The sequence below is a fragment of the Pedobacter sp. KBS0701 genome, assembly GCF_005938645.2.
Taxonomy (GTDB): domain Bacteria; phylum Bacteroidota; class Bacteroidia; order Sphingobacteriales; family Sphingobacteriaceae; genus Pedobacter.
In genome coordinates, this window is sequence record NZ_CP042171.1 from 2914399 (window position 1) to 2928260 (window position 13862).

17 protein-coding genes are annotated in these 13862 nt (G+C 37.5%); 6 read left to right on the forward strand and 11 right to left on the reverse strand.

Going from position 1 to position 13862, the window contains the following annotated elements:
* The 7 genes from FFJ24_RS11750 to FFJ24_RS11780 form a co-directional block, all read right to left on the reverse strand.
* On the reverse strand, positions 1 to 480 hold the full coding sequence (locus FFJ24_RS11750) for an Lrp/AsnC family transcriptional regulator (RefSeq protein WP_138821678.1): 480 nt from the start codon (positions 478 to 480) through the stop codon (positions 1 to 3).
* Between the two features lie 119 nt (positions 481 to 599).
* Complete coding sequence (locus FFJ24_RS11755) at positions 600 to 917, reverse strand: helix-turn-helix domain-containing protein (protein WP_138821679.1); 318 nt, start codon at positions 915 to 917, stop codon at positions 600 to 602.
* Positions 918 to 1001: 84 nt separating this feature from the next.
* Positions 1002 to 2354, reverse strand: a complete 1353-nt coding sequence (gene murC, locus FFJ24_RS11760; RefSeq protein ID WP_138821680.1) for a UDP-N-acetylmuramate--L-alanine ligase — start codon at positions 2352 to 2354, stop codon at positions 1002 to 1004.
* A 142-nt stretch (positions 2355 to 2496) separates the two neighbouring features.
* Entirely contained in the window at positions 2497 to 3345 is an 849-nt protein-coding gene (prmA, locus tag FFJ24_RS11765; RefSeq protein ID WP_138821681.1) for a 50S ribosomal protein L11 methyltransferase, read from the reverse strand.
* Positions 3346 to 4107: a triose-phosphate isomerase gene (gene tpiA, locus FFJ24_RS11770; protein WP_138821682.1), complete on the reverse strand. Its 762-nt coding sequence runs from the start codon at positions 4105 to 4107 to the stop codon at positions 3346 to 3348.
* Between the two features lie 45 nt (positions 4108 to 4152).
* Positions 4153 to 5319, reverse strand: coding sequence for a putative sugar nucleotidyl transferase (locus FFJ24_RS11775; protein WP_138821683.1), 1167 nt, complete (start codon positions 5317 to 5319; stop codon positions 4153 to 4155).
* 72 nt (positions 5320 to 5391) lie between these two features.
* Complete coding sequence (locus tag FFJ24_RS11780; protein WP_025142617.1) at positions 5392 to 5640, reverse strand: type B 50S ribosomal protein L31; 249 nt, start codon at positions 5638 to 5640, stop codon at positions 5392 to 5394.
* Between the two features lie 289 nt (positions 5641 to 5929).
* Here FFJ24_RS11780 and FFJ24_RS26110 point away from each other — a divergent pair, with 289 nt between their 5' ends.
* Positions 5930 to 6097, forward strand: a complete 168-nt coding sequence (locus tag FFJ24_RS26110; protein WP_165902591.1) for a hypothetical protein — start codon at positions 5930 to 5932, stop codon at positions 6095 to 6097.
* Positions 6098 to 6105: 8 nt separating this feature from the next.
* Positions 6106 to 6804 carry a hypothetical protein gene (locus tag FFJ24_RS11785; protein ID WP_138821684.1) on the forward strand — a complete coding sequence of 233 codons (699 nt, stop codon included), beginning with the start codon at positions 6106 to 6108 and terminating at the stop codon, positions 6802 to 6804.
* Here the strand turns inward: FFJ24_RS11785 and FFJ24_RS11790 are convergent.
* A complete protein-coding gene (locus FFJ24_RS11790; RefSeq protein ID WP_138821685.1) occupies positions 6801 to 7085 on the reverse strand; it encodes a hypothetical protein in 285 nt (94 codons plus the stop codon). The genes FFJ24_RS11785 and FFJ24_RS11790 overlap by 4 nt on opposite strands.
* Before the next feature lie 308 nt (positions 7086 to 7393).
* Positions 7394 to 7801: a methylmalonyl-CoA epimerase gene (mce, locus tag FFJ24_RS11795; protein WP_138821686.1), complete on the reverse strand. Its 408-nt coding sequence runs from the start codon at positions 7799 to 7801 to the stop codon at positions 7394 to 7396.
* 117 nt (positions 7802 to 7918) lie between these two features.
* Here mce and FFJ24_RS11800 point away from each other — a divergent pair, with 117 nt between their 5' ends.
* The 3 genes from FFJ24_RS11800 to FFJ24_RS11810 all read left to right on the forward strand — a co-directional run bounded on the left by FFJ24_RS11800 (position 7919) and on the right by FFJ24_RS11810 (position 10128).
* The gene (locus tag FFJ24_RS11800; protein WP_138821687.1) at positions 7919 to 9130 is read left to right on the forward strand and encodes an IscS subfamily cysteine desulfurase; all 1212 of its coding nucleotides are present in this window, start codon (positions 7919 to 7921) and stop codon (positions 9128 to 9130) included.
* Between the two features lie 192 nt (positions 9131 to 9322).
* Entirely contained in the window at positions 9323 to 9736 is a 414-nt protein-coding gene (iscU, locus tag FFJ24_RS11805) for a Fe-S cluster assembly scaffold IscU (protein WP_138821688.1), read from the forward strand.
* Between the two features lie 65 nt (positions 9737 to 9801).
* Entirely contained in the window at positions 9802 to 10128 is a 327-nt protein-coding gene (locus tag FFJ24_RS11810) for an iron-sulfur cluster assembly accessory protein (RefSeq protein WP_121284726.1), read from the forward strand.
* Between the two features lie 53 nt (positions 10129 to 10181).
* Here the strand turns inward: FFJ24_RS11810 and FFJ24_RS11815 are convergent, their stop codons facing one another.
* The gene (locus tag FFJ24_RS11815; RefSeq protein WP_138821689.1) at positions 10182 to 10898 is read right to left on the reverse strand and encodes a hypothetical protein; all 717 of its coding nucleotides are present in this window, start codon (positions 10896 to 10898) and stop codon (positions 10182 to 10184) included.
* Positions 10899 to 11184: 286 nt separating this feature from the next.
* On the opposite strand from FFJ24_RS11815, the gene FFJ24_RS11820 reads away from it, so the two are divergent.
* Positions 11185 to 13101 (forward strand): long-chain fatty acid--CoA ligase, encoded by a 1917-nt coding sequence (locus tag FFJ24_RS11820; RefSeq protein ID WP_138821690.1) that lies wholly within the window; start codon positions 11185 to 11187, stop codon positions 13099 to 13101.
* Between the two features lie 70 nt (positions 13102 to 13171).
* Here the strand turns inward: FFJ24_RS11820 and FFJ24_RS11825 are convergent, their stop codons facing one another.
* On the reverse strand, positions 13172 to 13861 hold the full coding sequence (locus FFJ24_RS11825; RefSeq protein ID WP_138821691.1) for a DUF2461 domain-containing protein: 690 nt from the start codon (positions 13859 to 13861) through the stop codon (positions 13172 to 13174).
* Position 13862 lies beyond the last annotated feature (1 nt).

Genomic DNA, 13862 nt, shown 5'->3' on the forward strand with positions numbered 1-13862 from the left:
TTATTTTTCGGGAATGACTAATTGTTGCTGTTCTTTTACCGTTTCTAACACAATCGTTGTTTTCACGGATAAAATATTGGGAACTTTACTAAACTCATCACGTAATAAAGCCATCAAAGATGCCGAATCCGTAGTTCTCACTTTCACCAGGAAACAATCATCACCGGCTATTACGTGTACTTCCTGTACATCGGGGATTTTTGCCAATTCACTCGCTGTATCATTACAGCTGAAACTTTGCGAAGATTTCATGGAAATAAAAGCCAGCAACTTTAAGTCAACCGCAACAGGATTTACTTTGGCATTGTAACCGGTAATTACATTCTTTTTCTCAAGTTTTTTTACGCGTTCCAACACGGCTGATGGAACAAGATCTAATGCCTTCGCTAAATCTACGTTCGAGATCCGGGCATTATCCTGCATGAGCCTGAGTATAGCCAGATCGATATGATCCAGACTAAAATTATTTTCAATTACCATTCAATAAAAATATAAATATTTAGAACAAAATTCAAAACAATTTAAATAAAAATGAATTTTATTCTATTAAATAGCTTAATAATGATAATTAATCTGTTCAATATGCAATATACCGAATTTTATATTCCTAGTTTATCATAAAGGTCAATTACCTTTTTACGGAGTTTATTAATTTCTTCTTCCTTTTCGATCAGTTCTTTTTTAAGTGCGCTCAATTCTGCAGAGGGGTCTCCACCTGATTGACTATCAATCAACTGTACAACGGGAACTTTAAAGGTTTTAGAAATCTGGAGTAAACGGGAAATATTGAGATCAGTCTGTCCCGTTTCTATTTTACAGAAAGCCGGAGTAGAGATATTTAATTTTTTAGCAGCATCAGCTTGACTTAACCCTAAAGCCAGTCTACTTTGTTTAATACGATCACCGATGCTTTTCATAGTTTAATTAGATATGAGATTTGAGAAGTGAGATATTAGATTTGAGACAAATCCCTCTCAAGTCTCAAATCTAACATCTCATATCTATTTATCTAAAGCGGCCGCCAGTTCAGGCAGATCGAAACCTGCATAATTGCCAGAGCTCATCATCAATAGGTTAGTATCTTTATAATTGAGGCTTAGCAGATAACCTTTCAGTTTCGCAGCATCGTTAAAAAATTTCAGTTTAGGATTCGCGAAAGCCTGTTGCACGTCATCTTCAGAAAAAGGCTCCATGCGTTTTTGCTCAAAAGATTTAATATCGATAAATACGATTGCCTCATCAGCCTTGTCCATTGCACCGGTATATTCTTTTAAAAAGTCTTTATTCAAACTGCTAAAGGTATGTAGTTCGATGCAAGCTACGAGTTTCCTACTGGTAAACTGCGCTTTAACTGCATCAATAGTTGCTTTTAATTTTGAAGGCGAATGCGCAAAATCTTTGTAAACATTGGTCGACTCATCTGCTGAAATCACTTCTAAACGCTTGGCAGCCCCAGTGAATGAAGCAATGGCCGTATCAAATTCATTTTCATTAATATCCAATTCTTTACATACCAGTTTCGCAGCATTCAGGTTCATCAGGTTATGATCGCCAAAGATCTTTAAAGCCGTTTCTTCCGGCAGCAGATAGGTTATTCCGTTCCTGATTTCATGTTTGGGAATGGCATAAGCTATTTTGTTTACATTAGCTTTTGAATTGGATACAATCTCATTCAGGTCAGCATCTGCTTTACAATAAATCAAAGTCCCATTAGCTTCGATGGTATCAATAAACTTATCAAACTGCAAGGTATAATCGGCATAAGTTGGAAACACATTGATATGATCCCAGGCTATACCACTGATTACAGCAACATTGGCTTTGTACAGGTGAAATTTAGGTCTTCTATCAATCGGTGATGATAAATACTCATCGCCTTCAATAATCATTACGGGAGCTTCTTCCGTCACTTTTACCATGGTTTCGAAACCCGCTAATTGTGCTCCAACAAGATAATCGAAATCACGTTTATAATAATTTAGCACGTGCAGAATCATACTGGTAATGGTTGTTTTACCATGACTGCCGCCAATTACTACACGCAGTTTATTTTTGCTTTGTTCGTAAATATATTCAGGATAAGAATAGATTTTAACGCCTAATTCCTGCGCTTTCAACAATTCAGGATTATCAATCCGTGCATGCATACCTAAAATTACTGCATCTAAATCTTTGGATATACGGTCTTCAGCCCAGCCCATTTCAGCAGGTAATAAACCATACTTATCCAAACGTGATTTTGCAGGCTCGAAAATTACATCGTCGGAACCTGAAATCTGATAACCTTTTTTATGTAAGGCAATGGCCAGGTTGTGCATTGCACTTCCACCAATCGCTATAAAATGTATGCGCATATTTTTTTGTTTTAGATGTGAGATGCTAGATATGAGATTTGAGACTGGAGATACAACAACAAACTTTACGCCCTAAATCTTTAATTGCGTTTAGCGGTTTGCGTATGGCGTTTAAGCCTTCTGCCTTTTAACCTTCCACCTTCTACCCTTCTACCTTTTTCTCAAACTGTGCCGCTACCCAATCACCATTCTGTTTATGATCAACGTATTTAATGCCGTATTTAGCACATTCGGCGGTAATAATTGCCAAATCAGGATCTAAATAAAAGCCACTGAAGAAAATTTTGCCTTCTGGTTTTAAAACATCAGCGTAACGGTGGATCTGATCTAAAAGGATATTCCGGTTAATATTGGCAAAAATAACATCATATTCCTCATCAGGAATGACTTCCTTGCTTCCACAAAGTGCCTTTAAATTATCTACATGGTTAAGTGCGGCATTTTCTAACGTACTTTCATAACAGATATCATCATAATCGATGGCCATTAAATTTTTAGCACCCAGTTTTGCTGCAAGAATAGCTAAGATTCCGGTCCCACAGCCCATATCGAGGATATTTTTGTCCTTGAGGTCGGCGGCTAAAATATACTGCATCACCATGGTGGTGGTTTGGTGGTGACCAGTACCGAAAGCCATTTTTGGATCAATTACAATCTCGTAAGGATACGATGGCTGTGGCTCGTGAAAGGTTGCCCTTACATAACATACATCATCAATAATCAGTGGACTGAAGTTTTTCTCCCATTCAGCATTCCAGTTTTCATCAGCAACATCTTCCAGAGTATAATCTGTTGCAAATTCTTCACTGTAATTACCTAACAGGTCTTTTAGTTCCTGCTCGCTAAAATTATCCTTAATTATGAAAGCTGTAAAACCACCCTCATTATCTTCGAAAGTATCGAAGCCTAAATCGGCAAGATCGCTGATGAGCAGATCCTGTTGATAATCTTCGATACCTTTGAATGTAAATATTGCTTTAATGTATTGCATTTAACTGTTTAATGCTTTAATAATATCTGTAAAATCGCGTGATTTTAACGATGCACCACCAATCAGGCCACCATCAATATCTTTTTGAGAGAATAAACTTGCCGCATTACCCGGGTTACAGCTACCGCCATATAAAATGGTTGTATCATCAGCTACATTGAAACCATAGTTTGCTTCAATTTCACTACGAATAAAAGCATGAATATCCTGTGCCTGCTCTGGAGAAGCGGTTAAACCAGTTCCAATTGCCCAAACCGGCTCGTAAGCAATCACGATCTTTTTGAAATCTTCTTCGGTTAAACTAAAAATACCTTCTACCAATTGTTTTTTCAATACTTCGTAGTAGCTACCGTTATTACGCTCGTCCAGCGTTTCGCCGATACAGAAAATTGGTGTTAAACCATTTGCCAGGGCAACTTTAGTTTTTTGAGCTAATAATGCATCGCTTTCAGCGAAATATTGTCTGCGTTCTGAGTGACCTAAAATTACATATTCTGCACCAACAGATTTCACCATTTTTGCCGAAGTTTCGCCTGTATATGCTCCACTTTCCTTATCGCTAATGTTTTGAGCGCCAATTTTAACATCGTTACCACCCAATTTTGCCAAGCTGTTTAAATGAATAAACGGGGAGCAAATAATAGCCAGCTGATCGCCTTTGCGCTCATCTTTAACCATATTTACAATTTCGCTGAACAACGAAACACCTTCGCTATAATCTAAATTCATTTTCCAGTTACCGGCAACAATCTTTTTTCTCATTTTGTATTATTTAATGGTTGGTTGATCTTTCAGATCAGGTTTATATTAAAATCGTCTATACGATTCGGTTAATTCAAATACTTTCTCAAGAATGTTCTTTTCTGTTTCATCAAAAACAATATCTTTTCTTGCAAATACCTTTTCGGTTGTTCCGAACATTTTATCCAGTCTATAGGTTTCAAAACCACTTGCACCTCCCCAACTAAAATCAGGAATATGGTTTGGCGGTAAACCGGCACCAAAAACATTGGTACCAACCCCCACTACACTGCCGGTATTAAACATGGTATTAATTCCGCATTTGGCATGGTCGGCCATGATCAATCCACAGAACTGTAGGTTGGTATTCCGCATTTTCCGGCTTTCGTAATCGTAAAGTTTTACTTCTGCGTAGTTATTTTTTAAATTCGAATTATTGGTATCAGCACCGATATTACACCACTCCCCCATTACCGAATTGCCCAGATATCCTTCATGGCCTTTCGCTGAATTACCCCAGATTACAGCATTGTTAATTTCACCTCCTGCACGGCTATTTGGGCCAATTGTAGTGCCCGAATATATTTTCGCACCCATTTTAATGGATGAATTATCGCAAAGTGCAAAAGATCCCCTGATTAAAGAACCCTCCCAAACCTCGGCATTTTTACCGATGTAAATTGGTCCATAAGTACTATTAAACACGCTGCATTCGGCTTTTGCACCTTCTTCGAGAAAAACATCATCGCCGATCAATTGATTGGTACCACTTAGTTTTGCGGAACTGCGTCCTTCGGTTAACAATTTAAAATCTTTTCTGATCTCCGCTGGATTATTCCCGAAAACATGTTCAGGGTAAACAATCCGTATAAAATCTCCCTGGTATTCAATCTGCTTTAGCGACTTAACGGCTTCAAAACCGTGTTGATCCGAAATGTAAGCTACAACAACATCTCTTTTATAAAGTGCTTCACCTGCCTTAAGATCTGAAATAGCATTAAGCAAAGCTTCATCAGGACAAACAGAACCGTTTATGAATAAATCTGCATTAGGCTTTGGTGCAAATTTTATGGAAAGGTAATCCTGGGTTTGAAAACCAAAATCGGCCTTTAAATATTTGGCCCATTTTTCGGCAATAGTTAAAATACCAATGCGTAAATCGGCCACGGGCCTGGTAAACGTAAGCGGACGTAGAGACATCCAGGAAGCATCATCAAATAGATTGATTGTCATAAGCAGCAAAAATAAAAAAAGTCCCGATGCTTTTGGCAAAGGGACTTCAAAAAATGCTTTTTGTTGCTAAAATTATTTCTTAGCGTAACGGTTTTTAAATTTATCGATACGTCCTGCTGTATCAACCAATTTCATTTTACCAGTATAAAAAGGGTGTGAAGTATGAGAAATCTCTAATTTATAAAGAGGATACTCGTTACCATCTTCCCATTTAATTGTTTCTTTAGTATCTACACAAGATTTTGTTAAGAAAGCATATTCGTTAGACATATCTTTAAAAACAACTGGTCTGTAGCTTGTTGGGTGCAAATCTTTTTTCATTTGAATATTATTTTTAGTTATTTGTGTGAAAGCATCAAGAACATTCTTGCAATTTGCTGGCAACAACGCTTATGACATTTCCTATTAGTCTTTCTACCTCTATTTTAGAGGATGCAAATATCTTAATTTTATTTTTGATTTACAAGCCTAATTAAAGAATTTTAATTTATATGGCTTTTCTACTTCCGGTTTAGCCAAAAGTACTTAAAAACAGATGGATGCAAAGCTAAACTTTTTCTACCTGAATATTGTTTTTCAGATATTTAAAAAATATATGTAAATTTGGTATATGAGAAAACATGGCGAATTAGATGGCATCATTCATGCCGATAGCAGCGGAAAGCTCTACATTAAAAGTCCTGATTTTTTTGCGCAGCCAAGGGTTATCGAAATGGTGGGTGCATTAATGCAATCGAGTATTTTTAAAAAGATAGAAAAGGATAAAAACAAGAAATAGTCTTATAGATGCCTTTTAACCTACTTTTATTTCCTCTTGTAGGCGGCTATTATATATTAATCAGGTTCAGGTACCTGCGGTATGTACAATACCGGCTTGAAAGTCAGCGTATCTTATTAAACTCTGCTTTTGCTGGCATCTTATTACTCGGTGCATGTTTTATATTAAGGGCAATTTTTATTGCCATCTGGCCTGAAACGGTCGAACAGCTTAGCAAATTGCTCCCTATCCACGCGCCTTATTTCGGGACCACCAGTCTATCGTTATTAGTCGCTGTAGCTGCCACAGAAATCGCGAATCTTTTTATCAACCGCCTTAAAGCCATTAAAAGAGCCATCGCTACTTCTGGAAATGAATTTGAACTGTTATTAAGTTCATCTTTTTTCGACGCCCACCTTTTACAGTTTACTATGGATAGCGGCAAATTTTACATTGGCTGGGTTAAAGAATTGCCAAAACCCTTTACTACAAGTTACATTCGCATTACCCCAGCTTTTAGCGGTTACCGCAAGGCTGATGATAAAGAACTGGTTTTTACTACGCAGTATTTAACGGTTTATGCCAGTTATATTGAAGACGGCTCAGTAGCGAATACCGATGAACTGAAAACAGATCTCGTACTGAAAGCCGATAAAATCAATTCCATTTCTTTTTTTGATATGGATATGTATAACCGCTTTAATCCGGCACAAGAAGAAACATCCTAATCCTTTTTCGGACTATATTTTTTCCAGGTTTCTATTTTAGCCTTCTGACGGGCGATGTAAGCATCGGCAATTACTTCTGCCGAACCGGAACCTTCTACCGTTTCCAGTAATTCTTTTAATTTATACTGATCTACATCTGCCTTATATAATAGCTGGATCAGTTTCGGAAAATCGTTATCAATGAGGTAAGCAAAAGCATCAACCATTGCAGCGCGCAACTGGCTTTCGGAAAGGTTATCCGGTATATCAAAATCTTTGCTGATGATAGTGATTAATGACATAGAATAGGGTTTTTAAGATTACAGGATTTTAAGATTAAAGCGTGTTAGAATAGGAGTTGTTAATATTGGGTTTAGGCAATTTGCATTTTCCGAAGAACCACAGTCCAACATTAAATAAACCTGATAAAAGCGGCAGCTCCCGATTCTTCATCGGGACTACAGCGGTTAGCAGGATTACAGGTGCTTTGGAATACACAACCATTCGTTTTCAAAAAAAAGGCTTGCCAACTGCTTTAAGATCCCCGCATGCGAGAAGATGACAGATCTCAAAAATCACCCATTTCCCATTTTACCTCTCCCATCTTCCTTTATACCCATTTAATCTCCTGGCAAATTTCAATCAGCACGCCATTGGTGTCTTGAGGATGCACAAAACATACCATCTTATTATCTGCCCCTTTTTTTGGAGAATCGCTGAGCAGTACAAAACCTTCTTTATGCAGCCTTTCCATTTCCGCCAGAATATCATCAACCAGGAAAGCAATGTGATGGATTCCCTCTCCTTTTTTCTCAATAAATTTAGCAATTGCACTATCCGGAGCAGTAGCCTGAAGCAGCTCTACTTTGTTTTCGCCGGTTTTAAAAAAAGCAGTATTCACCGATTCGGACACAACCTGCTCCGTTTTATAACAATCGGTATTAAGCAGTTTCTGATAAATCGCTATGGAACTGTTGAGGTCTTTTACCGCGATGCCGATGTGTTCTATCTTATTCATAGATTATAAGGTTATGTGAATGTAAAAATGCGGCTTTTATCTATAAGCTCATAGCTATTATTTATAATTGTTAAATAAGTTTTTTCGTATCTTTGTGATATAATTAACAGAATAGAGATGAAACAGCCGATATATTTAGATAATAATGCGACAACACCGTTAGATCCACGTGTGCTGGAAGCAATGCTACCTTACTTTACTGAGAAATTTGGAAATGCCGCAAGTCGTAATCACGCTTTTGGCTGGGTGGCTGAAGAGGGTGTAGATTATGCCCGTGAGCAGGTAGCCAAATTGATCGGCTGTACTGAAAAAGAAATTATTTTTACTTCAGGTGCAACTGAGGCCGATAACCTGGCCATTAAAGGTGTATTTGAAATGTACAAAGAAAAAGGTAACCACATTATTACTGCGGTTACTGAACATAAAGCAGTTTTAGATACCTGCAAACACTTAGAGAAAAATGGCGCACGCGTTACTTATTTAGGTGTTAAAGAAGACGGTTTAATTGATTTAGCTGAATTGGAAGCTGCTATGACTCCTGAAACTATTTTAGTTTCGATTATGTATGGCAATAACGAAATCGGCGTAATACAACCGGTAAAAGAAATTGCAGCAATTGCACACAAACACGGCGCTTTATTTATGACTGATGCTACGCAGGCAGTTGGTAAAATTCCTGTTGATGTAAATGCTGATGGTATTGATTTAATGGCTTTCTCTGCGCACAAAATGTACGGTCCGAAAGGTGTTGGTGTACTTTACGTTCGCCGTAAAAACCCAAGGGTTAAAGTAACTGCACAAATGGACGGCGGTGGCCACGAGCGCGGCATGCGTTCCGGTACTTTAAACGTTCCTGGTATTGTTGGTTTAGGAAAAGCCTGCGAACTTTGCCGTTTAGAGATGGAAAGCGAATCAATCCGTTTATCTGCGCTACGCGACAAGCTGGAAAGCACTTTAAACCAAATGGAAGAGAGTTATGTTAATGGTAATACACAACACCGTTTACCACACGTAGCTAATATTTCTTTCAAATATGTTGAAGGTGAAGGTTTAATGATGGCGATGAGTGATTTAGCGGTATCTTCAGGATCGGCTTGTACTTCAGCATCTTTAGAGCCTTCTTATGTATTGAAAAGTTTAGGTTTATCTGATGATTTAGCGCACTCTTCCATCCGTTATGGTTTAGGAAGATTTACTACAGAAGAAGAAATTGATCAAGCCATTGAAGTAACTCAAAAAGCAGTTAACCACTTAAGAGAACTTTCTCCACTTTGGGAAATGTTTAAAGAAGGAATCGATTTGAGTAAAATTGAGTGGGCGGAACACTAGTTCAGTTTGGAGTTGGCAGTTTGCAGTTTTGAGTAAGCAAGCTGGTAATTGAAAACCAGGAAAAAGGTAGAGGGCTGGAAGGTTTAAGGCAGAAGGTTCATTGGCCAACGCCTTACACAATTCGCCAAACGCTAAAGCGATATAATTAATAAATAAAATTATCTCCGAAAGGAGGCTTAAGAAATAGAAAACATGGCATATTCAGAAAAAGTAATTGACCATTACAATAACCCACGTAACGTAGGTACTTTAAATAAAGACAGTAAATTTGTAGGAACAGGATTAGTTGGTGCACCTGAGTGCGGCGACGTAATGCGTTTACAAATTGAGGTTGGAGAGGACAACGTAATCACTGATGCTAAATTTAAAACGTTTGGCTGTGGTTCGGCAATTGCTTCTTCTTCTTTAGCTACAGAATGGTTAAAAGGAAAAACAATTGACGAGGCTTTATCTATCGATAACATGGATATTGTTGAAGAATTAGCTTTACCACCGGTAAAAATCCACTGCTCAGTATTGGCAGAAGATGCAATTAAATCAGCGATTAACGATTACCGCATTAAAAATGGCTTAGAAGCTATTGTATTGGAAAAATCGCACCATTAACAAGTATCAAGTATCAAGATTGAAGTATTACAGTCTTGATACTTGTATACTAAATACTCGATACTATGATAACAATAACAGATAAAGCAAAAGACAAAATAGACCACTTAATGCAGGACTCGGAAATGGGTTCTGATTACTTTTTACGTGTTTCGGTAAAAGGTGGTGGCTGTTCGGGATTATCATACAATCTGGATTTTGATAACGAGGAACAAAAAGGCGATCAGTTTTTTGAAGATAAAGGAATCAAGATTGCTTTGGATATGAAATCTTTCCTTTACCTGGCTGGAACTGAATTAGATTTTACCGATGGTTTAAACGGAAAAGGCTTCAACTTTATAAACCCTAATGCAAGCCGTAGCTGTGGCTGTGGCGAAAGTTTTTCTGTATAAATTTAACAGCAATAAAAAAGCGGCTCGGGAGATTTCCCAAGCCGCTTTCTTTGTTATTTGAGTTGGGATGGTTTACTGCTCATGGTATTTCTTTCAGTAATCGCAGCGGTTTTGCTATTAAAATCTGTAGGTTCAGAAGTATAATCGCCATCAAAGGCAACTCGGCCTTGCCCCTCTCTAATGGTATTAGGTCCGCTGTGAGAGTCGTCGATGTTTATGATTCCTGCAATTCCATTTTTAATATTATTCCCCTCTTTTTCCCCAGTCATTAAAAAAGCGAAAAAATTATAACCACCATTTCTGTACGCTTTTACCTTTCCGTAAACTGTAAATTTATTTCCACTCCCACTTATGGCGGTTACGACACTTGTATCTGCTGCACCAATAAAGTTTTTACCCAACATTTTAATACTGAAATCGCTGGTACTTTGCTCATAAAATTTAACTACGCCATCCATAAGTACATAACCAGGCGTATAAGAGTCGTTGGGTATATTACTGTTTTTTATGGTGAAAGGCTTAAATAAGTAAGAGCCATCGATATTTGGTGGCGTAGTACCCTTATTTATAGTAAAACCCAGTTTGGTTAAGCTATCCACATACTGTTGAGGAATAATATCTTCTATTTTTTTACTCAAGATTTCTTCATCGTTCGGATTAATATCTTTGCTTTTAGAGCAAGCCGCAAATTGTAGCACTACACCTACTATTAAAGCAAATGCACATCCTTTGGCTACCATAGTTAAATTTGTTTTTGTTGTCTTCATCATACAATTTTTAATTCTAAGTTTTAAAACGCCCAATTGCAACTGAAGTGCCAATATCTAATAATTTGGCTCAAATAGATTAAAATAACGGTAAACCACTATATGGATCTACCTAAAACCAGGTATTCCATTAATTTTTAAACAAAACTGCTGTCCTCTTTCTTACGGTCTTTTGTAGTCGCTCAAATTTTATATTTTTTTATTTAATTTTAGCGTTTATCATACTGTTGCCATTATTAGAGCTAAAAGTATTATAATTGTTAAAATAACAAATATTCAGATTACGAGCATGCCATTAATAAACGAGTTTTCAACTGTTCCTACTTTGTTACGGAATGTTGTAAAAAACATCCATAAACCTCAGGAAACCTTTTTAATCCATAAACAAGGCGCAGAATGGGCTGAAATTTCTTATGAAGACACCTTAAAAAGAGCCGATGCTGTTTCTGCATTCTTTTTAGGAAAAGGAATAAAAAAGGGTGATCGTTTAGGCTTAATGATAGAAAATTCTCCTGAATATGTATATTATGATCAGGGCATCCAGCAAATTGGCGTAATTAACGTATCTATTTACCCTACGCTTTCTGAGCAGGAAGTAGCCTATATTCTTAACGACTCTGGCATAAAAGCTATTCTTGTTGGGAATAATTTTCTTTACCGTAAGGTTTTAAAAGTTGCGGCTAATTGTAAAGAATTAAAATATATTATTCCTGCTTTTAAAGATTTCGAAAAGGTTACTATCCCTGCAGATGTTAATGTAGAAGTAATTGCTTTTTCAGATATTCTTGCGCTTAAGCATCAGGTTACGGCTGCCGAAAGGGCCGAAATTGACCAATGCAGAAGCCTGGTATTGCCTCAGGATGTTTCTTCATTAATTTATACCTCTGGTACTACCGGAACGCCAAAAGGTGTGATGCTTACTCACTATAATTTTGTTAAAAATGTGGAAGTATGTTTGCAGCAAATCCCGGTGATCGATCAAACGGAAACTTTCCTTTCTTTCTTGCCTTTATCTCACGTATTCGAACGTACAGCTACGTATCATGTTTGCTGTGCACAGGGTTGTAAAATTGCCTTTGCACAAAGTTTAGAATTGTTGGCTAAAAACATGGGCGAAGTGCGTCCAACCGTAATGAGTTGCGTACCACGTTTGCTGGAGCGCATTCATGATAAAGCGATAAAAGGAGGAACCGCAGGTGGAGGAACAAAAGCAAAAATATTTACCTGGGCCTTAGAAACCGGCAATAAATACCGTTTAGCAAAAGAGGCTGGCAAAAATCCAGGCCTTATCCTATCGGCAAAAAAAGGAATCGCCGAGAAATTGGTCTTCAGCAAAATCAAGGAAAAAACAGGTGGAAGATTAAAATTCATGATTTCAGGCGGAGCTGCACTACCTAAAAATGTGGGTGAGTTTTTTGGCGATCTGGGCATTAAAATATTGGAAGGATTCGGTTTAACGGAAACTTCACCGGTAATGTCGGTAACTGAATATCACAGACAGGTTTATGGTACTGTTGGCCGAGTGATTCCTGGTATTGAGGTGGGCATACAAGATGTAGAAAGCAAAGCAATACTAAGCATCCAAACACACCATACTTTTGAGGAAGATTTTGAATGTGCAGAAGGAGAAGTAATTGTACGAGGTCACTGCGTAATGAAAGGTTATTTTAACAAACCTGCCGAAACTGCTGAAGCAATTGATAAAGACATGTGGTTCCACACCGGAGACATTGGTCGTTTTTATAAAGGTAACCTGCAGATTACCGACCGTTTAAAAAACATGATCGTAAATGCATACGGCAAAAACGTATACCCTACTCCTGTAGAAAATATTTATTTAAAGAGCCCAAAAATTGATCAGTTGTTTTTAATTGGCGATAAACGCGAATTTATCACGGCTATCATTATCCCGAACAGGGAAACGCTGGAAGAAACCTTTAAACTTCAGCCGTCGTTTTTTGAAGAAGCTGATCCTTTTATCCGCAACCAGGAAATTATCGACTGGATGGAGCAGGATATCAAAAAAATCTCTGGCGAACTGGCTAAATTTGAACGCATTAAAAACTTCAAGATCAAGCGAAATCCTTTCAATATAGATGAAGGTGAAATTACCCCGACCATGAAAGTTAAACGCCGTATTGTAGAAAAGAAATATGCAGAGGCGATTAACGAAATGTACGAAGAAGGTGTAGAAGCGGAATCATAATTAAAAAGGGTCATCATTACAAAATTAGTATGATGACCCTTTAATTTTTTGCAGCAATCGTAAAAATCAATTAAAGATCTAATCCATTTGCATCGGTTGTTAATATTTCGCTCATGTAATCAAAGAAAGGCCGCATGTTTTTAAATGTCTGGTTACAATAACCTAAGTATTCTTTACTTAAAACTTCCTGATCGGTAAATCGATGAACTAACAAAAATTGTTTATAACGTAGCAGATCAATATCCTGGTGATCTCCATCAAAACCCTTTGGAGCTGTTTTCAATTGTTCACCTCCCAAAGTCCCGAAGGAAGCAATAAAAGTTTTATCATTTAATATCGCTCTCAAGGGCTGGGCATCAAAAGCAATATTTTCCCTTATCAATTTCAAATCCTGAGGAGAAGGCCCGAAAAAGCCACCTGCCACAAAACTATTACCTGGTTCGATATGAAAATAGTAGCCACCTCTTCTTTGTTTGCCTGCCCGTTTAAAACTTCCACTCCAATGTGTTTTATAAGGCGTTTTATCATTTGAGAAACGCGTATCCCGATATATGCGGTATAAACTTTTCTTTCCCGATGGTGTTTCAATTACATCGTGGGTATTCATAAGGTCTAATAAATCCTGTGCAAAAGCTTCTATGTATGCTAGTTCTTTCTGGTAGTCTGTTTTATGATCATTAAACCACTCTCGTTCGTTGTTATTTTTTAATAACCTCAAAAATTCAAAACTGGAAGGTGGTATTTGTTTTATATCGGGCATA